Genomic DNA, 20,079 nt, shown 5'->3' on the forward strand with positions numbered 1-20,079 from the left:
TCCTGCTCACACAGCCTGCTTGTGGGCCCTCACCTTCTGACCTTCGGCCAGATTCACCATCGGATTCAGCACCACCTGGTCGCCCGCCTTGATGCCATTGCGCACTTCGACGGAGGTGCCGAAGTCGCGCGCGATGGTGATCTTGTGCATATGGACGATGCCATTCTCCACAACGGCCACTTGCGTGCCATCGGCGTTGAAGATCACAGCATCTGCGGGCACGATAAAAGCAGACGTCTTGCGAGGAACATGCAGATCCACGGTGCAATAGACGCCCGGGCTGAGCGCCCCGTCCGGGTTGGGGATGTCGACTTCGGTCAACAACGTCCGGCTGCCGGGCTGCAACGCAGAAGCGATCCGCGTGACCGTGCCGTCAAACACCTGATTGGGAATTTCCGGGACGTGGACGCTCGCTTTCACGCCGGGAGTCACACCGAACGCCGCGTCCTGCGGCACGAATAGCTGAACGCGGATGACATTGCTGTGCATCAGCGTATACATAAACGTGGATCCGGACTGAACCAGGCTGCCGTTATCGATATTGCGCTGGGTGATGACGCCGTCAAACGGCGCGATCACGCGCTGATAAGCCTTCTCCTGCGTGAGTATTCGAATTTGCGCCTCTTGCGCGGCGATGTTGGACTGCGCGACTCCGACCGCCGCCTGCTGGGCTGCCAGCGTCAGCCGGTCGTTGTCGCCCTGCTGCAGCGTCAGCCAGCCCTGTTTCACGAGCCTGCTGTCACGGCCGTTGGTGGCGTCCGCCAGATCGCGGCTGGCCTGGGTCTGCTGCAACGCAGCCTGGTTCTGTTTCAGCGTGGCCTGAGCCTGAGTGATCTGGTGATCGAGTTCCGGCGCGGTGATCTCGGCCAAAAGGTCGCCAGCCTTGACCCGATCGCCAATGTCTACATAGCGTTTTTCAACATAGCCGCTGGTTCGGGCAAAGATATTCGCCGCTTCGAACGCCGTGGTGGTGGCCGGCAGTGAGATGTCGTTGCTGCCGGTGCTGTCGTTGATAACCGCGACCTTAACGTCCGGGACCAGATCGCGGAGTTCCTTTGCTGCGTCCGCAACGGCCTGCTGCGCCTGCTCATGCCGCCAGAAGCCGAAGCTGAGACCACTGCCGAGTAACAACAGAACCGCCAGAACCAGCATCAGTCGGGCCTTGGAACGAGGCCGCACTGGCGGCGGATCCGCATGCCGATTTACCACGGATGGCTCTTCTTGCGTCCGCGCCTCATGCAACCTCTGAATCCCGGTCATGAACTTGCCTCCTCAAAGACGCCGTGTTGCGGCTGGCCGTCGACGCGTTTGCGCAACAGCGAAAACAAATACGGCACGATCAAAAGCGTTGTCGGCGTCGCAAACAGTAATCCGCCGATCACCGCACGGGCGAGCGCTGCATTCTGTTCCTCCCCGGCACTGCCGATCGCCATCGGAATCATGCCGACGATCATCGCCGCCGCGGTCATCAGCACCGGCCGGATCCGGGTGTGGCCAGCGCTGATTGCGGCCTCGAACGCAGAATGGCCTGCGAGTTGCTGCTCGCGCGCGAAGGTAACCAACAGGATCGAATTCGCCGACGCGACGCCGACCGCCATGATCGCGCCCATCATCGACGGCACGTTCAGGGTGGTACCTGTGATGAACAGCATGGTGACGATGCCGGCCAGGGTCGCCGGCAACGCCAACATTACGACGAAGGGATCGCTGAAGTTCTGGTAGTTCACCACCATCAGGAGGTAGACGAACACAGCCGCGAACAGCAAACCGATACCGAGGTTGACGAAGGCATCGTTCATGCTCTGGATCTGCCCCAGTACGACAATGCTGTTTCCGGGCTTCATCTCCTTCTGCAAATCGGCCGTTACCTTGTTGATGTCGGCGGAGATCGCCCCGAGATCGCGGCCCTGTGCGCTGGCATAGACGTCGTAAACCGGCTGCACGTTGGCCTGGTCCAGGTTGGTGGGCAGCGGCTCGCGCTTGAAGGTCGCGACGTTGCTGAGCATTCCCGGCACCGGCTGGCCGCCGACGGTCAGCGTGCTCGACACCGGCGTATTGCCGTAGGCGTTGAGCGAATTGACTCGGTATTCGGGTGTCTGCACGGCGAGATAATAGGGAATGCCAGATGTCGGATCGGTCCAGAAGTTCGGCGACACCTGCGACGAGGAACTCAGGCTGACATTGATATTCGTCGCAATCGTACTGGCATTGAGTCCCAGCTGCGCCGCGCGGGTACGGTCGATCTCGGTATAAAATGACGGCGCGTCAGTTTCCTGCTGAAGATGCGCATCGACAATGCCGGGGATCGCCGCGATGCGCTCCCGCAGCTTCTGCGCGATAGCAAGGTCACCAGGATCGTAGCCTACGGTTCGGACGTCGATCTGCGCCGGCAGCCCGAAATTCAAAATCTGCGTTACGATATCGGCAGCCTGGAAGTAGAACACATCGTCGGGGAATGCCGCAGGCAGCACCTCGCGCAGCTTGCGAACGTAGTCAGCGGTCGGCTTGTGACCTTCTTTGAGCTCCACCTGGATAATGCCGTCATTGACACCGATGGTTGAGCCGTCGGTAAAGGCAAGATTATAGGGTCGGGCAGGCAGGCCAATATTGTCGACGATCAGACTGCGCTCGCTCACCGGAACGATCTGGCGGATCTTGTCCTCTACCTGCTGAAAGATTTTTTCGGTGGCGTCGATCCGCGTGCCGGCGGGGGCACGAACGTGGAGCTGGATCTCGCCGCCGTCGATCAACGGGAAGAAATCGCGGCCGACCGAGACCAGCATGACGCCGCCGAGACCGATGATCAGCACTGCAGCCACCGGCACGGCGACGCGGTTCTTGAGCAACTGGGTCAGCAGCGCGACGTAGCCAGTACGCATCTGCTCGAAGCCGCGCTCGAACGCACCCGACAGCCGCGCGAACAGCCCCTTCGGATGGCCATCGTCCGGGCCGTGCTTTTCGTACCGCAGCAGCAGCCCGATAGTAATCGGGGTGAGCGTCCGCGACAGGCCGTAGGATGCCAGCATGGCGAATACGACCGCCAGGCCAAGCGGCGTGAACAGATATTTCGCGGGGCCATCGAGGAACACTACCGAGGTGAAGACGCAACTTATAGCCAGCGTCGAGACCAGCGTCGGGATCGCGATGCCGGCTGCGCCATGCAGGGTCGCGTCCGGCAGCGTCATGTGCTCCTCGGTCAGTAGCCGATGCGTATTCTCGATCGTCACCGTGGAATCATCGACCAGAATGCCGACCGCAAGCGCGAGGCCGCCGAGCGTCATCGTGTTGAGCGTCTCGCCGAGGAAATATAACACCACGAGCGACGACAAGATCGCCAGCGGGATCGAGATCATCACCACAAGTGTTGAACGCCACGATCCCAGGAAGAGCAGGATCATCAGCGCCGTCAGGCCGGCGGCGATCGCGCCTTCGTGCAGCACGCCCGTCACCGATGACTTGACGAATACAGACTGATCGAACAATTCGTTGATTTTTAACCCGGCAGGCGCTGCTGCCCGCGCCTGTTTAAGCACGTCCTTGACTGCGTTGACCACGGTCAGCGTCGAGGCGTTGCCGTTCTTGATGATACTCAACAGCACCGAACGCCGGCCGTCCTGGCGCACGATATTTTGCTGCACTGCCGACGCGTCGCGAACCTGGGCAATGTCCTTCAGAAAGATCGTCGCGCCGTTGACAAACTTGACCGGGATCATGTTGAGGTCAGCGATGCTTGCGGGCGTCGCGTTTGTACGCATCGTATACTGCTTGTCACCGATCTTGGCGGTTCCGGTCGGCAGCGTCAGGTTCTGAGTATTGACCGCGTTGACGACATCGAGCGGCGTCAGTCCGCGCGACAGTAGCTTGTCAGGGTCGAGATCAACCATAATCTGGCGATACTTGCCGCCAGCCGGGGTAGGTAGCGTCACGCCATGCACCGGCGCCAGCTGTTGCCGGACTCTGTAGATGCCGAAATCATACAATTGCTGTTCGTTGAGCGTATCGGAGTTGAGGCTGAGCTGCAGCACCGGAACGCTGGAGGCATTGAACTGCACCACGATTGGCGGCTGGATGCCAGGCGGCATCAGCGCACGGATCGCATTTGTAGCCGAAACAATCTGCGAAATTGCGAGGTCGAGATTGACGTCGGGTTGGAAGTAGATCTTCTGAATCGAGAGCCCGTTCAGAGTTTGTGCTTCGATATTCTTGATGCCGTTGACGTTCGCGCTGATGGAGTACTGACTGTAAGTCGAGACCCGATCTTCCATCTCAGGTGTCGAGAGACCCGTATAGCTCCAGATCACCGTTACGACGGGAATTCGGATCTCTGGAAAGATGTCGGTCGGCATCGAGCGGATGGCAACGCCGCCGAGAAACAGAATCAGCACCGCCACCACGTAATAGGTATACGGAAATCTCAGTGCAAACCGCACGATGCCCATTGCTCGCTCCAAGATTGTCCGTACGTGGAATAATTCTGCGACTGCCCCGAAGCGCCGTGTGAAGGCAGAACATCAGCACCGGCAGATGTTCAGCGACTTGTCGAGCTGCTCGTCCAGCAAATGCTGCTGCGCATCGAACTTCGAAAGTCGCTGCTGTTCGTCCGCGTTCGCATCTTCGTCTGACAGAAAGCCATTCGGGGTCGGCTGGGCATGCCCCACCGGAGCCGGCAGGGGTTTCGATGCAACGATGGGTTCACGGGCCATCGCGGCATTCGGAGCTGCTGCGATGGCGATCAACGCGATGAAGACTGCCGACACTACTGGCATGAGATTTGAGCGCATTGGATCATTCCTTCCTTGACGCCCGACCGGATTGGCAATCCAGCGGCGCGCGACAGTTGGGTCTTCGGAAGACATAATGATGCGATGCGGAGGGCCAACTAAATAACGATTTAGGAAACGGCGCACCGAACAACGGACAGCGATCTCGCCGCGATGTGATCGCGATCTAGACTTTTGTCTCGGAAGCGTCAGGGAATCCAATTTCGATCACGCACCCCGCCCCCGAAAAGATCGTCAACCGAAAGCCGTGCAATTTGGCAATCGTGGCAACAAGAGTGAGGCCAAGCCCAAGACCTGGTGTCTTGCGAAACGCATCGGAGCGGTAGAACCGCCGCAGCACCGCACTGCGCTCGTCTTCGTTTATCCCCGCGCCGGTGTCCGTGATGCGCAGGATACTCTCGCCGTCGCCGGACACGGTCGTGATCTGGACCTGCCCACCCCGCGGCGTGAACTTGACGGCGTTATCGACCAGATTGGCGATCGCCTCCATCAGCAGGTCCCGATCTCCCTCGACGATCGGGGTATGAACGATATCGGTGCGCAGCGTGATGCCCTTGTCTTCGGCGATCGGCGCATAGAGATCGCGGACCTCGTGCAGCAGTTCCTCCAGTGCGACCTTGCCGAATCCGGTGGAGCGACGGCTGTTCTCGATCTCGGCCAGCCTTAGCAGTGCTGCGGCAATCGCCAGCGACTGGTCCATGCTCAAGATGGCCTTGTCGACCACAGATCGCAGTTCGGGCAGCGTCCTGGCGTTGTTCCGGCCGCGCTCCAGGGCCAGGCGTGCCCGGGTCAACGGGGTCCGCAGGTCGTGCGCGATGTCATTGCCGACTCCGGCAATCGTGTGGATCAACGTTTCGATCTCGTCCAGCATGCTGTTAACCATGGCGGCGAGCTGAGTGAACGGATCGCGGCCGCGATCAACCGGGAGCCGTTCATGCAGACTACCCGCCACGATGCGCTGAATGCGCTCATTAACTCCGGCGATCCGACGTTCGGCACGCAGACTGAGCAGTGCGCCCAGCGCGAGGCATAGCAGCAGAGCCGGGATCAGACCGAGAGCCAGAGCCTGGCTGACAACCATCGACAGCTGAATCGCCTCATCGACATAGCGGCCGATCACCAATATTTCGCCGTCCGGCAACTGCTGGCCGATGGCCTGAACGGTTAGTTGCTCCGGGCCAGCGGGGCGCGGCCTTATGATCTCGACGGTCTGCACCGTGGCGTCCAGCCGCAGCATCGCCGGCGGGCGCTCAAGATTGCCGGCGACCCGGCTTCCATCCGCCCGGAACAGGCCGACGAAATGCACGTCGCGCGAATCCTCGCTGAGTTGAAGATGAAGCGCGTCGAGCCTGCGTTCATTCGGCAATGCCGCCACCGTTTGCAGCTGCAAGGCGATGACATGGTCGGAGCGGGTCACCAGCAGACGGTCGGTCTTCCAATAGATGAAGCCGAACAGGACCAGCACGAACAAAGAAAGCGCGACAGCCGCGACCGTAGCGGCGCGGAAGGTTGAACTACTCGCAAACTCGGCCAGATTCATCGCGTGAGCGGCCCGTGGGGGATATTTGGGCCGCCAACATAACGGATTTCCCACGCTTGCGCGATTCGTCATCGTCCGCCGGAATGACGCAATTCAATGCGTTGCCAGCGCCGGGGCGCGGGTGTGACGTCGATCGTGCGAAAGCTTGCGCGCCGCCGACTGCACCTTCTCGAACGCCCGCTGCTCGATCTGGCGGATCCGCTCGCGCGACAGCCCATAGTGCTGCGCGAGGTCTTCGAGCGTATCCGGCTCGTCGACGAGATGACGCGCCTCGAAGATGTGCCGCTCGCGCGCATTGAGTACGTCAATCGCGCGCACCAGAACCTGGCGGCGATGATCGATTTCGTCCTGCTCGACCGTCATCAGTTCTGGCGTGGGCGCCTGGTCGATCAGATAGTCCTGCCACTCGGCGGCACCCTCGTCATCGTGCACCAGCGCGTTGAGCGAAGCATCGCCGCCGAGCCGACGGTTCATGTCGACGACGTCCTTCTCGGTCACGCCCAGATCGCTGGCTATCAGAGTCACCTGGTCGGGCCGCAAGTCGCCGCCTCCCAGCGCCGAAATCCTGCTCTTGGCCGAACGCAGCTTGAAGAACAATTTCTTCTGACTCGCGGTGGTGCCAATCTTCACCAGCGACCATGAGCGCAGGATGTAGTCCTGGATCGCCGCACGGATCCACCACACCGCGTAGGTGGAGAAGCGGAATCCCTTGTCCGGGTCGAACCCGTCAAGGGCCTGCATCAGGCCGAGATTGGCCTCCGACATGATCTCCGACAGCGGCAGGCCGTAACCACGATAGTTCATGGCCACCTTGGCAGCGAGGCGTAAGTGGCTGGTGACAAGTTGCTCGGCTGCAGCACGGTCGCCGTGATCGCGCCAGCGTATCGCCAGCACGTATTCCTGCTCGCGTTCGAGCATCGCAAAACGCCGGATGTCGGTTCGGTAATTCAAGGCGGTGCCGGCTGCCGCGGGCGACCGCAGCCCGATCGGAGCCGCCAGACCAGACGCCGGTGTGGAATATTCCGTCGACGTTCCATCGATATTCATGTCAGCCCCTCCGCTATGATTGATCTGTTGCTGATCAATGTCCGTCCGGGGCCGATGTCACGGCCTTTGCGGACGATCCTGAAAAGATAGCGGCGGCGATCACGGGAACCATTAAATTACAGGTTAAGGATATAAATTCGAATTCAGATTCGGCTTGCGGCACGAACAAGGCGGGCGTGACGTGGCTTCCGCAACGTCACGCCCGCGATGCCTTGCAGGACGGTTCGTTAGCTGCAGCCGGCGACCCAAGGATAATGGTGGGGATGCAGCGGGCCGTAAACATACGGACAGCCGTAGCCGTAATCATCGTAGTAGCCCGGGAAGCCGAAGCCACGGCCGGTATGTCTGACGAGGTGATGTCCGGCAAAAGCGTGCGATCCGAATCCGCCTCCTGCGAAACGCTGGCCGCCTATTCCGCCGAGATGCTCGCCGCCGATTCCACCCACATGACCGGCGGCAATGCCTGCTATATGGCCGCCGCCGGCTCCGAAGCCCCCCATGTGACCACCACCGAAGCCACCGCCAAAGCCGCCCATATGGCCGCCACCGCCGCCGAAACCACCTCCGTGGCCACCTCCGCCGCCGCCGCGTGCATCAGCGGCGGTGGCTAGCAGGCTCAACGCCAGCGCAGCCGTTGCGAGTACCTTGAATGTACGTCCTTTCATGATCTCATCCTTTCCATCGAGGCCGTTGTTGCCGAAAGCGCCCATATGGCATCGAGGCAACAGCGCGATCTACGAAACATGGTGAGGGGACACGGCGAGACGACTAAAATGTCCTTCAGACAGATCACCTTTCCGGCAATGGACAGGCGATCTCCGCGACGCAGCCGGGACCGGTCGACAGCGTCAACCGGAATCCATGCAGCTTGACGATCGCGGAAACCAGGCTGAGGCCAAGACCGGTGCCAACGGTCCTGCGACTCTTGTCGGAGCGATAGAACCGCCGCAGCACTGCTTCACGCTCGTCTTCTCCAATGCCGGGTCCGGTGTCCGATATTCTGACAATGACATCGCTGGGCCCTCGCACCAGAGCCAACCGGACGCATCCGTAGGGCGGCGTAAACTTGACCGCGTTATCCACCAGGTTGATGATAGCCTCCTGCAGCAGATCGCGGTCGCATCGGACAATGGCATCGTCCTCGACATCGACGCGCAGGCTGACCTGCTTGTCTTCAGCGATCGGTTCGTAGAGGTCGCAAGCCTCACGTAGTAAACCCGCCAGCACCACATCGCCGAATCCCCTGCGGTCGCCATAATGCTCGATCTCCTGGATACGCAGCAGGCTGGTGATAATGGTGAGCACTTCGTCCACGTCAGTGATCGCGCGGTCGGCGACCGCCTGCAGGTCCGCGACCGTCGAGGCATTGGCGCGGCCGCGCTCGAGGCCAACGCGGACACGGGTCAGTGGCGTGCGCAGGTCATGCGCGATCTCGTTGCCGGTCCCTGCCATTTCGGTGACCAGCACCTCGATCTCGTCGAGCATGCCGTTGGCGATGATGGCCAGCTTATCGAAGGGGTGGTCGAGGTTGGCCGTGGGAAGTCGCTCGCGTAGGTCGGCATCGATAATGCGCCTGACCTGCGTATGGAGTTCATCGACACGACGCTGCACCCGCAGGCTGAGCACGCCACCGATCGCCAGACTAAGGGCGCCCGCCACCGGCAGACCGAGCAGCAGGGCGCGGCCGATCGCCGCCGCCAGTTCCTTGAGTTCGCCGCTATGGCGGGCGATGACCAACACTTGGCCGTCAGACAAGCGACGACCGATGGCGCGCACGGACATCGACTCCGGCTTGTGCGGATCGATCCTGACCACCTGCGTCGCATGAATCCGCGCGTCGATCGCCAATTGCGGCGGGATATCGCGCAGATTGCCGGCGATCCGTTTTCCGTCAGCTGTGAACAGACCGGCCAACCGGGTCCGGCGCGGATCGGACGCCAGGCGGTCCTCGATGGCGATGATCCTGCGCTCCGGCACATCCGACGCGATCGCCTCGCTTGCCTCCGCGATCGAAGCGTCCATGTCAGCCCGCATCGAACTGCCAGCCTCCCAGTACACGAAGGCCGAGAACAAAAGAATGCAGAGCGCGATCGCGATGGACGTCCACCGGAACGTCGTCGTGCGGACGAAATCAGGAAGGCGCACGAAGAATAAATCCTGCGCCGCGGACATTGTGGATCATCGGCGGATCGCCCGGCGTGTCCACCTTGTGCCGCAGCCGCCCCATATGAACATCGACAAGATTGGTGTCCGGGACGAATTTATAGTTCCAGACCTCCTCCAGCAACATCGCCCGCGTCAGCAGCTGCTCGTTACGCTGCATCATGTATTCGAGAAGGCGGAATTCCCGCGGCAGCAATTCGATCTCCCGCTCGCCACGCCGCGCTGTGCGTTCGATCAGGTCGAGTTCGAGCGGTCCCACCCGCAACATGGTTTCCCGCGTTTCGATCGGACGGCGCAACAGGGCCTCGATCCTCGCCACCAGTTCGACTATCGCAAAAGGCTTGGTCAGATAGTCATCGCCGCCCATACGTAATCCGCGGACGCGATCATCGACCGCTCCGAGCGCGCTCAGGATCAGTACGGGCGTGCGAATTTGGTCATGCCGCAGCGCCTCGACGATGGTGAGTCCGTCCATTCCCGGTAACATGCGATCGACGACCATCAAGTCCGGCTTGATGGAGCGAGCCTTGTCGAGTCCTTCGATGCCGTTCGCGGCATGTTCGACCTCGAAGCCGCGCTGCGTCAGTTCGGCCGCGAGTTCCTCGGCGGTCTCATTGTCGTCCTCGATCAGCAGAATCTTGGTCATCTGGAGTATCTCGGGCACCGTTTGATCTGAAGACACGACAAGGTGCGACCGCGCCGTAGCATAGCGGAAAACGTCGTCATTTTGTCGAAACTCGGTCATTTCGTCCATCCGGTCGGTACAAGCCTCACCGCTGCGACAGGGACCAAGGATCCCGGGATCGCGTACAGCGTTGCTCCGGCATCGGTATGCCGTGTCACCATGATCTGCCGGGCCAGTCCGCGGAGCTTTTCCTCGTGTCCGTAGCAGAGCACGGCCTGCGCCAGGTCGATTGCGTCCGGCCCTCGCGATACCAATCCCGCAATCACATCCTGATCCCTACCCGCTATCGGCCGAAGATTGATATCAGCGACCATCTTGTCGGACGCAGAACAGCTGTTGAGAGCGAGCGGACTCGCTCCAATGAACGCGGCTGCAGTGGCCGGGCGACGCTCAATCGCTGCCGGTTGAAACGGCGGCGACTTGTGCGGCGGGCGCGCCACCGCAAATGCGGTTGCGGCAAGCAACAGCGATACCCCTAACGAGATCGCACCTTGTCGAACGAACGACGTCAAAATTCCGAGCATCCACCCACCTGCGAACGGCGCTTACTGATGCAGCAGCCATCGGAACGCGCCGAGCCGGACGGCGAACCAATGGCCACAACATCTTCGGAAGGCTTCTGTTCTTCAATTAAATACGAATTTAACCTGCAACGCAGCGACGCCCCGTGCGCAACGATTGCCGGCCAGACACCTGCCATCGACATCCCCGGCAGCAACCGAAGCAGAGCGTCGGTCCGTTCTTAAATCGCAATTTAATCGCTCCGCGGACTTTCTTCGCTATCTCGACCTTCATCGGCCGGCGCTCATTTCGGCGGAGGCATACGGAGGGATTCCCTTGCCAGCAGTTTATATCAATCGTGTCGCAACGGCTGTGCCGCCTTACGACGTTCATGACACTTTTCGCCGCTTCGCACAGTCTACGCTCCATCTGGCCAACCCGCGTCAGGCGCGGCTGTTCGAACGCATGGCCGACAAGTCCGGTATCGAGCACCGCTTCTCGTGCCTTACGCCGGGCAATCGACCGGAAGGCGACCATTTCGATGCCGGCGGCTTCTATGCCCGTAGTGGTTTTCCCGATACGGCGACGCGGATGGAGCAGTATGAGCGGCACGCGCCCGAACTGGCGCAAGCCGCCGTCGATCGCCTGCATCTCGGAGCAGATCGTGACCGCATCACGCACTTGATCATCACCAGTTGCACAGGTTTCTCCGCGCCCGGCCTCGACCTCGATCTCATCGCGCGTTGCGAGCTGCCGACGACGGTCGAACGTACCGTTATCGGCTTCATGGGCTGCTACGCCGCCATCAACGCCCTGAAGCTGGCCTATCACATCGTCCGCTCCGAGGCGTCGGCGCGCGTACTGGTCGTGAACCTCGAACTCTGTACGCTGCATCTCAAGGAAAACGCCGATCTCGAGCAGATGCTCTCGTTCCTGCTGTTCGCCGACGGTTGTGCGGCAAGCCTCGTGAGCGCCGAGCCGTCCGGCATCGCGCTCGACAGTTTCCGCGCCATGCTGGTCCCCGATACCCGCGATCTGATCACATGGAACATCCGCGATGCCGGCTTCGACATGGTTTTGTCGGGACGCGTTCCGGCCGTTATCCAGGACGGCCTACGGCGGAGCGCCGATGAAATCCTGGCTGGAGCGCCCGCGGCGGCGGTCGACCTGTGGGCGGTGCATCCCGGCGGCCGGACCGTTCTCGACGCGGTGGAGCGAGCCTTCGCGCTGGCGCCGACCGCACTGGCGGCGTCGCGCGACGTGCTGCGCCGTTATGGAAACATGTCGTCGGCGACGGTCATGTTCGTGATCGAGCGACTGATGCGTTCGGGCGCACGCGGCCGCAGCGGGTGCGCAATGTCGTTCGGGCCCGGACTGATCGCAGAAACCATGCTTTTTCGAACCGCGGCCTGAGCCCATGAGCACATTCAGCACCACCCGCGCTGCAGCGACGGACCTGTCGCAGCGAAGTACCGAAGCCGAATGGCTGGACAGCGCCGGCGCAAGTTCGGAAGAGCTCGAACTTGTGCTGCGCGACCTCGCCCGCTTCAACGGCGCGATGCTCGGGCACCGGGCGGTGATCGCCTGGCTGGACGCCGCCATCCAGCGGATACCTGAAGGCACCGAGCTCACACTCGTCGATGTCGGTTGCGGCTATGGCGACCTGCTGCGGGCGATCCGCAGCTGGGCCGCCGGGCGCGGCCGGCAGATCAAGCTGATCGGGCTCGATCTCAATCGCGAGACGGTCCGCATCGCGCAGTCGGCGACAGGAAACGATCTCAATATCGAATATCAGGTGATGGACATCTTCAATTTCATCCCGCCCTCCCCCATTGACTTCGTCGTCAGTAGCCTGCTCACGCATCATATGTCCGACGAGATGATCGTGACGTTCCTGCGCTGGATGGAGAGGACCGCGCGACGCGGCTGGATGATCTACGACCTGCAGCGCCACCGGGTGCCGTTCCATTTCATCGGCCTGATGGGCTGGCTGACGCGGCTGCATCCCATCGTCATTCACGACGGCCGGATCTCGGTTGCGAGAGCCCTCACCCGCGCGGAATGGACGGCGCGGTTACGCGATGCCGGGATCGCGCCGCGCGTGGTGCGCCTGCGATGGTTCTTGTTCCGCTTCGTGATCGGACGTGTGCGATGATTCAGGTCGAGACGATCGTCATCGGCGGCGGGCCGGCCGGCAGCGCGGTGGCCTGCGGTCTGGCCAGGTATGGCCACGACGTCATGCTGATCGAGCGCACAGCGACCTCCCAGCATAAAGTGTGTGGCGAATTCCTGAGCGTCGAGACACAGCTGCTGTTAAGGCGGTTGGGCGTCGATCCGCTGGCGCTCGGCGCGGTGCCGGTCGATGAGGTGGCGCTCTATTCCTCGCGCCGCAGCGTGACCTCGGCACTACCGTTTCGCGGGCTGTCGCTGTCGCGCTATCGACTCGACGCCGCGCTGCTGCGACACGCGCATTTCAGCGGCGCACGCCTGCATCGCGACGTGACGGTGAAAACGGCGAGACCCGATGGATCCGGCTGGCTGGTCGTGTGCGACAACGGCCATACGGTGAGTTGCCGGAACCTCGTACTGGCCACCGGCAAGCTGGGTCTGCGCGGCATCGACGACACACGCGACGGCTCGCAGGTCGGGTTGAAAATGCACCTGCGGCCTACCCCCCACATTCGCCGAGCGCTCGAGGGTCGGGTCGAGCTTTACTTTCTGGAGGCCAGCTATATCGGCCTCGAACTGGTCGAAGACGGTATCGCCAACCTCTGCATGGTGCTGCCGGGTAAAGTCATGAGCCAGTTCGGATCCGGCTGGCCCGCGCTGCGCAACCATGTGGCGGCGGCACTTCCCGCACTGGCGGAGCGGCTGGCAGACGCCGAACCACTGTGGGACAAGCCGAAGGCCGTGGCCTGTCCCAGCGGCGGACATCTTCATCGCGAGCGAAACACTGCAGCCTATCGGGTCGGCGACCGTCTCGCCCACATCCCGCCCTTCACCGGCGACGGCCTTGCCATCGCCCTTGGATCGGCCGCGCTGGCAGTCGCGCATATCCGGGAGGGCCTTTCACCTGATGTGTATCTGGCGGCGGCGCGAAAACTCACAGCCGGACCGATCCGGCTGGCGAGCATCGTCTCCTGCCTTGCCGAACATCGCATCAGCCGAAACCTGATGTTCGCCGCGGCCACGCGCGGCCCGGGCCTGATCAGCTCGATCGTCCGCCGCACCCGATTAACCCGCGCGATGGATAGCCTTGACCCTGCCGTGCTGCCTGCCCCGCCGCTCGTAAGCCCATGACGACCCCGCGCACCGAACTGCCCCTCGCGGACACCCGGACGTGGCTCGGCTTTGTCCTGATGTGTCTTGGGATGTTCATGGCGATCCTCGACATTCAGGTCGTCGCAACATCGCTGCCGACCATTCAGAATGCCCTCGCCATCTCCCCGGAGACGATGAGCTGGGTCCAGACCTCCTATTTGATTGCCGAGATCATAGCCATTCCCCTGACGGGCTGGCTGACGCATGTGCTCTCAATGCGCTGGCTGTTTGCCGCCGCCCTCGCGCTGTTCACACTGGCGTCGATCGGCTGCGCCGCGAGCGGCACCTTCGCCGCCCTCGTGTCGTTTCGTGTGCTGCAGGGATTCGCGGGCGGAACGCTCATCCCGGCGGTGTTCGCCGCAGTCTTCCTGCTGTTCCCGCCGCGCAACCAAGGTATCGCCACGACGATCGCCGGCATCGTGGCGGTGCTGGCGCCGACGGTCGGCCCTGTGGTCGGCGGCTGGATCACGCAGACCTGGTCCTGGCACTGGCTGTTCCTGATCAATGTCGTTCCCGGGCTGATCGCTTGCGTTGTGGCGCCTCCTCTGCTGCCCCGGCAACAGCTGAACTTTGGCGACGTTGCGGAAATCGATTGGCGGTCGCTGGTTCTGATGGCGATGTTGCTGGCCACTCTGGAGATCGGACTGAAGCAATCCCCCCATGATGGCTGGGTATCGGTCACCTGCACGGGCCTGTTCACAATCAGCGCGCTCTGCGGCGGCCTGTTCGTCCGACGCACATTGCGCGCTGCCCATCCTGTCGTGCAGCTTGGCCCGTTCCGAAACCGCTCGTTCGCGATCGGATGCGCGTTGAGCTTTTGCCTGGGCGTGGGCCTGTACGGCTCAGTCTATCTCATCCCGGTTTTTCTGGCTTACATCAGGGGTCACGACGCCCTGCAGATTGGTTCGACGATGCTGGTGACCGGCGCCGCGCAACTGGCGATGTCGCCCATCGCCGTCGCGCTGGAACGGCGACTCAAGGCGCGCTGGCTGACCGCCGCAGGTTTTGCGGTGTTTGGTATCGGCCTCGCCCTCAGCATGTTTCAGACACGCGACACCGATTTCAACCAGATGTTCTGGCCACAGATCGTTCGCGGCGTCGCCATCATGTTCTGCCTGTTGCCACCGACCCGCCTGGCGTTGGGCTCGCTGCCGGAAGCGCAGATACCGGCAGCGAGCGGCCTGTTCAACCTGATGCGCAATCTGGGCGGCGCGATCGGCATCGCGCTGATTGACACTATCCTATACAGTCGCACCCACATCTACGCCGCTGCGTTGCATATGCGATTGTTATCGGGAGACCCCACGGCGGCAACGGCCATTGGCCTCGATCCCGCGTTGCTGACAAGCGGTCTCTCCGGCCCACCCACTCCTGCCATGGAAGCCCTGGTCCGGCCCATGATCGAAAAGACGGCCTTTGTCTGGAGTGTGAACGATGCTTGGGCAATGCTGGCAGCAACGGCGCTGCTTGCCGTGCTGCTGGTGCCATTCGCATGGGGCGGGCGCGAACGGTAGTTCGGCCCGGGCGAGCGGCGCTGCTGCCGCCATCTCGAGAAGCGATAGACGCGTTTCACGGCGTCCCCCTTTTCAAGATGATCTCGTTTTCCGCACAAGAGATTATTATCGACCGGGCCGTGCCGCTCGCGAAGGCGCTCAGTACCGGGCACGCCACCCGTCGGGCGTTCGCTCATAACTACCGCGGAAATCGATGTTCTCCACGCAGTTGGCGTGCATGTCGGCCGCGGCCTGCAGACATTCCTGATAATCATAGTAGCCGCAGATCTGCGGTGCGCCCCCTGGACCATTGGATGAGCCTGGCAACAGACAGAATGGCGACGCGTCACGGTGCAGTGGCGTAGCTTCGGCGGGTTGCGAGCTCAGCGCTGCGAACGAGAGCACGACGGCAACGGCAAAGGCCGCGGTGAGATATCTGGGTTGTCGATCGAAAATCATCATCCATCTCCATCTGCTGTGAACCTCAAAGCGTGCCGCTCGCGGTCGCGCAGTCGCATCGATCGGAGATCGCGATTGCAAAGCCTGCAAGATGGGCAGCCAAGGGCTACGTTTCCGAGGTCATCGTGCGCCGGAAATTCAAGATTTTCTTCGCACAGGTCCCATACCAAAGAGATAGGAAATCCTATGTATTTCCCGAATAAATACGTGTTTAACTTTCGAAAGCGCTCGGAGCGACCCCGATCGACGTTCCGAATGAAGGTCTGACTGACAGCGGAAAATCGGCCTCTCGAATTTTCCGCAGCGTTTCGAACAGCCGCCATCATCTTCGGCACAAAGCGGCCATTCACGCTGCAAAAGCCACCTGGCCCGTCCAGTGTCCACGGTTGTGTCACTTAACGACATTTGGTGACTACGACCTCAAGATATTGGCTAGGCGACCACCATTCCTCGGCTGCATTGTCTTCGATCAGCACGTAAAACGTCGGCTTCCAACGATTGCTGCGAGCTGCATCGCTCATCACCACTGAAGCCCTCTCCGACTGTAGAAGCGCGCACGATGCGCTCCAGGCTGAAGCGCCAACACATGCAGTGCTCGATTTTACCCTTGGTGGCGGGAGCGTCGCTTGCGGAAGGTTAGGGCGACTGATGCTCGGGGCGATGGGGGCCGTCTCATTGGGAGTCATCTCAATCATTGAGCGCTCCCATGGCAAGTTTCCTTTAGTCCGGATGAAGGCTCTATACTTGCTCGAGACAGATCAGATCGAAGCGCTCCCTGCTCATCGCATATCAGCCAGGGCTCATGCCTTCTCCCATACAAACTTGAAGGTGCATCGAGGCAGATCGGATCACACCTACATTTTCACACCACAGCAGGATGCCAACGGATATTGACGTGGTTGTTGTCAGAGAGGGCAAGAACTGGAAGGGCGCGCGCTAGATTTTGTGCTCGGAATGATAGGTTTGGAAAAGCGTTTTAAGACTCAGTCAAAACCCTCGAAATTCATAATGGTAAAGAGTAGCTCGAGAAGCCCACCTGCGTTTGTTTTGCATCTGGCAACCGTTGGCAGTCAGCACTCAGGCCAATCGCAATCGGTGTCATTTGTCACTTCGCTGCCCCCGAATTTGCCGAAGGTTTGTTTTGCGCCAGGAGCTGCCAATCGCCCAAGCTGAGCCGAAAAGCCCACTGCTTCACGATAGCTCGTAGCTGTCGTATCACCAGCCCCATAGCCGCCAATTAGAGGCACATGGGGGCACCAACCGACTGAGCCCCACCTTCCAGCCCGTTTCGTTTCCACGGTCGCAGTTTGGCGTTGGCGCCGGGTTGATGTCACTCATTGCAGAATGGCGAGATCACACCGAGTTAGCTGATCGCCGATGACTGTATAGGAAATTGCAGTTTCCTATACAGTCGTCAGCGTGGATGAATTCTCATGTTTCTTAGTTCAGCAATGATCGTCGAACTATCCCGCTCCTCGAACTGATCGCGCCTCGTTTCGAAGCGGGTTCAGAGCTACACGGCCCTCGTCAGAGCACCGTCGATGATGAGGTTGGTACCCGAGATGCGGCTCGCGATAGGGCTAGCCACGAACACGACTCCGGCGGCCACTTCCTCCGCGGTTCCCATTCGACCGGTCGGGTTCAAGCTCATGGCCGTCTTGTAAAGTTCGGGCGAGCCGTGTTCGATGCCCTGCCATATGCCGCCTTCGAAATAGGTGTTGCCGGGCGACACCGCGTTGACGCGGACGCCTTTGCCGGCGAGCTGATTGCTCAATCCCTTGGCATAGTGGATCAGTGCAGCCTTGAAGGCGCCGTAAGAGCCGGCGGCGAAATCGACCTCGAACCCGGAGACGCTGGAGACGATGACAATCGACGGCGTCTTCGATTTTTCCAGATAGGGAAGCGCGGCCGCCACCGCATTGACCGTGTGCATCATGTCGATGCGGAATGACTTTTCCCAGGTTTCCGCGGTATCGCCGACCGCCAGTGCGCTGACATTGCATACGAGGATATCGACGCCGCCGAGCTCGGCGGCCGCGCCGTCAACCCATTGCTTGAGGGCGACGGGATCGGCGACATCGGTCGACTTGCCCCAGGCCTTGACGCTCTTCGCCTGCAAGGCCGCAACGACGCTGTCGATCTGCACTTGCTGTCGCGCGCAAATGGCGACGTTGGCGCCCTCGCTAGCGAACATGTCCGCAATCGCACGACCGATTCCCTTACTTCCGCCCGTCACCAGAGCGTTCGTGCCCTTCAATCCCAGATCCATGGTTCACTCCTCGGTTGAGATGCCTGACTGCTCGGCTTGCACGATTGTCATCGGTGCTCTCGCGCGTACCACCCCGCAGCCTTCGTGATCAACCCGCGGTAGCTGTGCGGCATCCGCATAGCAACCAGATCTTTCCGGCGCACAACGTTGGTCGGATAGACGGTGTCGAGATTCGTGGTGTCCACCACCGCCGTCGCCGTCCCTTCGGTATCCGCCGCGATGGCTTCCCGACGCGGAAACTCGAAGGTGTCGGGGCCGAACACGCCGCTGAGGCCTGGATATCCGTTGCCGGGATCGAACACATTCGAGAACGCAAAAAACACGTTGTTCTCGCCGGCGCGAACCCGGAAGTGATGCCAGTGATAGAGATCGGCGCCGGTCGGGATCGGATAGTTCTGCGACACAAGCGATCCCACATGCGGGGTGCTGAAACGTTCCTTAATCGCTGCCGCGCAGACGATGAGATCACACCCCTTCAGCGCAAGGATGCGGCCGGCTTCAGGAAACGATGCATCGTGACCGATCAGAAGGCCGATGCGCCCGACCGACGTGTCGGCCACCACCCAGTCATCGCCGTGACGCGCCCAGGCACGCTCGGATTCCGTCAAGTGGGTCTTGCGGTAAACCGCGACAAGGCCTTCTGGCCCGATCAGGCACGCGCTGTTGTAGATCGCATCGCCGTTACGCTCGGCGATGCCGACGACAAGATACACCTTGAGCTGGGCGGCCAGACGGCAGAGCTGATCGGTCTCCGGCCCCGGAACAGTCTGCGCTCGCGCGCCGGGATTGTTGAGGCCGCTCAGCGCGAGTTCCGGAAACACGACGAGGTCGGCCTTGCCCTCAAGCTCCGCCTGCCGCGCAAGCGAGGTGATGCGCGCGAGATTTGCTTCGACGTCATCACCGGGACTCATCTGCGCGACCGCAACCCGCGACGTCCGCCCCGTCGGCCAGGGCTTGTGGCCGTACAACTTGAAGAAATCGCGAGGATTCCAGCTGAACGTATTGGACAGCAGCCCCGCATAGAGTTCGGGGCGGCGCTGAGAGAACACGGCTTCACCGCCAACACGCCGCGCGCGGGACGCGTCCAGATCCATGTCAGCTAGTGCGAAGCCGTCCCCGCCATCGATCAGGGCCGCAATTGTTCCGTCCGGCGCGATCACGCAACTGCCGCCGCTGAACTGGACGGTGCGTTCAAGTCCCCACCGATTGCTTTCGATCAGATAGCAACCGTTCTCGAACGCCCGGCTGATCCAATACGGAGCCGGTGTGCGCTCAGCGAGCCAGTTCGAGATATGGCAGATCACGTCGGCGCCCTGCAAGGCGACGAGACGCGCGGTCTCCACAAAGTGGATGTCCATGCAGATCAGCAGCGCGATGCGCCCGATCGGCGTGTCTAAGACCTGATGGCCGAGATCGCCTGCCGCCGACCATTTCGGCTCCGCAATATAGGGATGCGTCTTGCGATGCTGGCCAATCACACCTTCGGGTCCGATCAGCACCGCAGAGTTGAAATAGATGCTGTCGCTATCGACCTCCGGCATGCCGACAACAATGTAGCAGTCATGTTTCCGCGCGAGCGCTGCGAAGCGATCCGTGGTCGGCCCCGGGATCGTCTCGACGAACGGTGCGACCTCAGCCCGGTCGAACCAGCAATAGCCCGTGGTGCCCATCTCCGGCGTAACGATGAGCCGGGCGCCCGCTGTCGCCGCCGCTTCGCAGAGTTCGAGCAGCCGCGCGATATTGCGCTCCTTCTCGAACATGGTCGGTTCGAACTGAACCGTGGCAACCTTGTGCACGCGCGACATGATCGGCTTACCCTT

The 20,079-nt window shown here is 61.4% G+C and carries 16 protein-coding genes; 5 read left to right on the top strand and 11 right to left on the bottom strand.

Annotated elements, in window-relative coordinates:
- Positions 1-6 precede the first annotated feature (6 nt).
- The 8 genes from AB7813_RS09090 to AB7813_RS09125 form a co-directional block, all read right to left on the bottom strand.
- Positions 7-1,260: an efflux RND transporter periplasmic adaptor subunit gene (locus tag AB7813_RS09090; protein WP_441228080.1), complete on the bottom strand. Its 1,254-nt coding sequence runs from the start codon at positions 1,258-1,260 to the stop codon at positions 7-9.
- On the bottom strand, positions 1,257-4,439 hold the full coding sequence (locus tag AB7813_RS09095; protein ID WP_439064277.1) for an efflux RND transporter permease subunit: 3,183 nt from the start codon (positions 4,437-4,439) through the stop codon (positions 1,257-1,259). The genes AB7813_RS09090 and AB7813_RS09095 overlap by 4 nt, the downstream gene beginning before the upstream one ends.
- 72 nt (positions 4,440-4,511) lie before the next feature.
- Complete coding sequence (locus AB7813_RS09100; protein WP_141137184.1) at positions 4,512-4,856, bottom strand: hypothetical protein; 345 nt, start codon at positions 4,854-4,856, stop codon at positions 4,512-4,514.
- Positions 4,857-4,947: 91 nt separating this feature from the next.
- Complete coding sequence (locus tag AB7813_RS09105; RefSeq protein WP_439064278.1) at positions 4,948-6,321, bottom strand: sensor histidine kinase; 1,374 nt, start codon at positions 6,319-6,321, stop codon at positions 4,948-4,950.
- Between the two features lie 93 nt (positions 6,322-6,414).
- A complete protein-coding gene (rpoH, locus tag AB7813_RS09110; protein ID WP_439064279.1) occupies positions 6,415-7,368 on the bottom strand; it encodes an RNA polymerase sigma factor RpoH in 954 nt (317 codons plus the stop codon).
- Between the two features lie 227 nt (positions 7,369-7,595).
- On the bottom strand, positions 7,596-8,033 hold the full coding sequence (locus AB7813_RS09115; RefSeq protein ID WP_439064280.1) for a hypothetical protein: 438 nt from the start codon (positions 8,031-8,033) through the stop codon (positions 7,596-7,598).
- Between the two features lie 124 nt (positions 8,034-8,157).
- Positions 8,158-9,540: an ATP-binding protein gene (locus tag AB7813_RS09120; protein WP_439064281.1), complete on the bottom strand. Its 1,383-nt coding sequence runs from the start codon at positions 9,538-9,540 to the stop codon at positions 8,158-8,160.
- Entirely contained in the window at positions 9,500-10,177 is a 678-nt protein-coding gene (locus tag AB7813_RS09125; RefSeq protein ID WP_089267551.1) for a response regulator transcription factor, read from the bottom strand. The genes AB7813_RS09120 and AB7813_RS09125 overlap by 41 nt, the downstream gene beginning before the upstream one ends.
- A 530-nt stretch (positions 10,178-10,707) precedes the next feature.
- Between AB7813_RS09125 and AB7813_RS09130 the strand changes: the two genes are divergently transcribed.
- The 5 genes from AB7813_RS09130 (at position 10,708) to AB7813_RS09150 (ending at position 15,552) form a co-directional block, all read left to right on the top strand.
- Complete coding sequence (locus AB7813_RS09130; RefSeq protein WP_141137186.1) at positions 10,708-10,962, top strand: hypothetical protein; 255 nt, start codon at positions 10,708-10,710, stop codon at positions 10,960-10,962.
- 91 nt (positions 10,963-11,053) lie between these two features.
- On the top strand, positions 11,054-12,130 hold the full coding sequence (locus AB7813_RS09135) for a type III polyketide synthase (RefSeq protein WP_439064282.1): 1,077 nt from the start codon (positions 11,054-11,056) through the stop codon (positions 12,128-12,130).
- A gap of 4 nt (positions 12,131-12,134) precedes the next feature.
- On the top strand, positions 12,135-12,872 hold the full coding sequence (locus AB7813_RS09140) for a methyltransferase domain-containing protein (protein WP_439064283.1): 738 nt from the start codon (positions 12,135-12,137) through the stop codon (positions 12,870-12,872).
- Positions 12,869-14,017 carry an NAD(P)/FAD-dependent oxidoreductase gene (locus tag AB7813_RS09145; protein WP_439083202.1) on the top strand — a complete coding sequence of 383 codons (1,149 nt, stop codon included), beginning with the start codon at positions 12,869-12,871 and terminating at the stop codon, positions 14,015-14,017. Before AB7813_RS09140 ends, AB7813_RS09145 begins: the two co-directional genes overlap by 4 nt.
- Entirely contained in the window at positions 14,014-15,552 is a 1,539-nt protein-coding gene (locus AB7813_RS09150; protein WP_439064285.1) for a DHA2 family efflux MFS transporter permease subunit, read from the top strand. Before AB7813_RS09145 ends, AB7813_RS09150 begins: the two co-directional genes overlap by 4 nt.
- A gap of 138 nt (positions 15,553-15,690) precedes the next feature.
- On the opposite strand, the gene AB7813_RS09155 is transcribed toward AB7813_RS09150, so the two are convergent.
- The 3 genes from AB7813_RS09155 to AB7813_RS09165 all read right to left on the bottom strand — a co-directional run bounded on the left by AB7813_RS09155 (position 15,691) and on the right by AB7813_RS09165 (position 20,064).
- The gene (locus AB7813_RS09155) at positions 15,691-15,990 is read right to left on the bottom strand and encodes a DUF3551 domain-containing protein (protein WP_309944913.1); all 300 of its coding nucleotides are present in this window, start codon (positions 15,988-15,990) and stop codon (positions 15,691-15,693) included.
- 1,513 nt (positions 15,991-17,503) lie between these two features.
- On the bottom strand, positions 17,504-18,259 hold the full coding sequence (locus AB7813_RS09160; RefSeq protein WP_120292943.1) for an SDR family NAD(P)-dependent oxidoreductase: 756 nt from the start codon (positions 18,257-18,259) through the stop codon (positions 17,504-17,506).
- 47 nt (positions 18,260-18,306) lie between these two features.
- A complete protein-coding gene (locus AB7813_RS09165; RefSeq protein ID WP_175365720.1) occupies positions 18,307-20,064 on the bottom strand; it encodes a nitrilase-related carbon-nitrogen hydrolase in 1,758 nt (585 codons plus the stop codon).
- Positions 20,065-20,079: the final 15 nt, after the last annotated feature.

The organism is Tardiphaga sp. 20_F10_N6_6, assembly GCF_052076045.1.
Classification (GTDB): domain Bacteria; phylum Pseudomonadota; class Alphaproteobacteria; order Rhizobiales; family Xanthobacteraceae; genus Tardiphaga; species Tardiphaga robiniae.

Bases quoted from the DNA above. Each gene is read 5' to 3' on its own strand.
- rpoH (WP_439064279.1), bottom strand. From the start codon at position 7,368: ATGAATATCGATGGAACGTCGACGGAATATTCCACACCGGCGTCTGGT.
- AB7813_RS09095 (WP_439064277.1), bottom strand. From the start codon at position 4,439: ATGGGCATCGTGCGGTTTGCACTGAGATTTCCGTATACCTATTACGTG.
- AB7813_RS09115 (WP_439064280.1), bottom strand. From the start codon at position 8,033: ATGAAAGGACGTACATTCAAGGTACTCGCAACGGCTGCGCTGGCGTTG.
- AB7813_RS09155 (WP_309944913.1), bottom strand. From the start codon at position 15,990: ATGATTTTCGATCGACAACCCAGATATCTCACCGCGGCCTTTGCCGTT.
- AB7813_RS09125 (WP_089267551.1), bottom strand. From the start codon at position 10,177: ATGACCAAGATTCTGCTGATCGAGGACGACAATGAGACCGCCGAGGAA.
- AB7813_RS09140 (WP_439064283.1), top strand. From the start codon at position 12,135: ATGAGCACATTCAGCACCACCCGCGCTGCAGCGACGGACCTGTCGCAG.
- AB7813_RS09120 (WP_439064281.1), bottom strand. From the start codon at position 9,540: ATGTCCGCGGCGCAGGATTTATTCTTCGTGCGCCTTCCTGATTTCGTC.
- AB7813_RS09105 (WP_439064278.1), bottom strand. From the start codon at position 6,321: ATGAATCTGGCCGAGTTTGCGAGTAGTTCAACCTTCCGCGCCGCTACG.
- AB7813_RS09145 (WP_439083202.1), top strand. From the start codon at position 12,869: ATGATTCAGGTCGAGACGATCGTCATCGGCGGCGGGCCGGCCGGCAGC.
- AB7813_RS09160 (WP_120292943.1), bottom strand. From the start codon at position 18,259: ATGGATCTGGGATTGAAGGGCACGAACGCTCTGGTGACGGGCGGAAGT.
- AB7813_RS09150 (WP_439064285.1), top strand. From the start codon at position 14,014: ATGACGACCCCGCGCACCGAACTGCCCCTCGCGGACACCCGGACGTGG.
- AB7813_RS09165 (WP_175365720.1), bottom strand. From the start codon at position 20,064: ATGTCGCGCGTGCACAAGGTTGCCACGGTTCAGTTCGAACCGACCATG.
- AB7813_RS09090 (WP_441228080.1), bottom strand. From the start codon at position 1,260: ATGACCGGGATTCAGAGGTTGCATGAGGCGCGGACGCAAGAAGAGCCA.
- AB7813_RS09100 (WP_141137184.1), bottom strand. From the start codon at position 4,856: ATGTCTTCCGAAGACCCAACTGTCGCGCGCCGCTGGATTGCCAATCCG.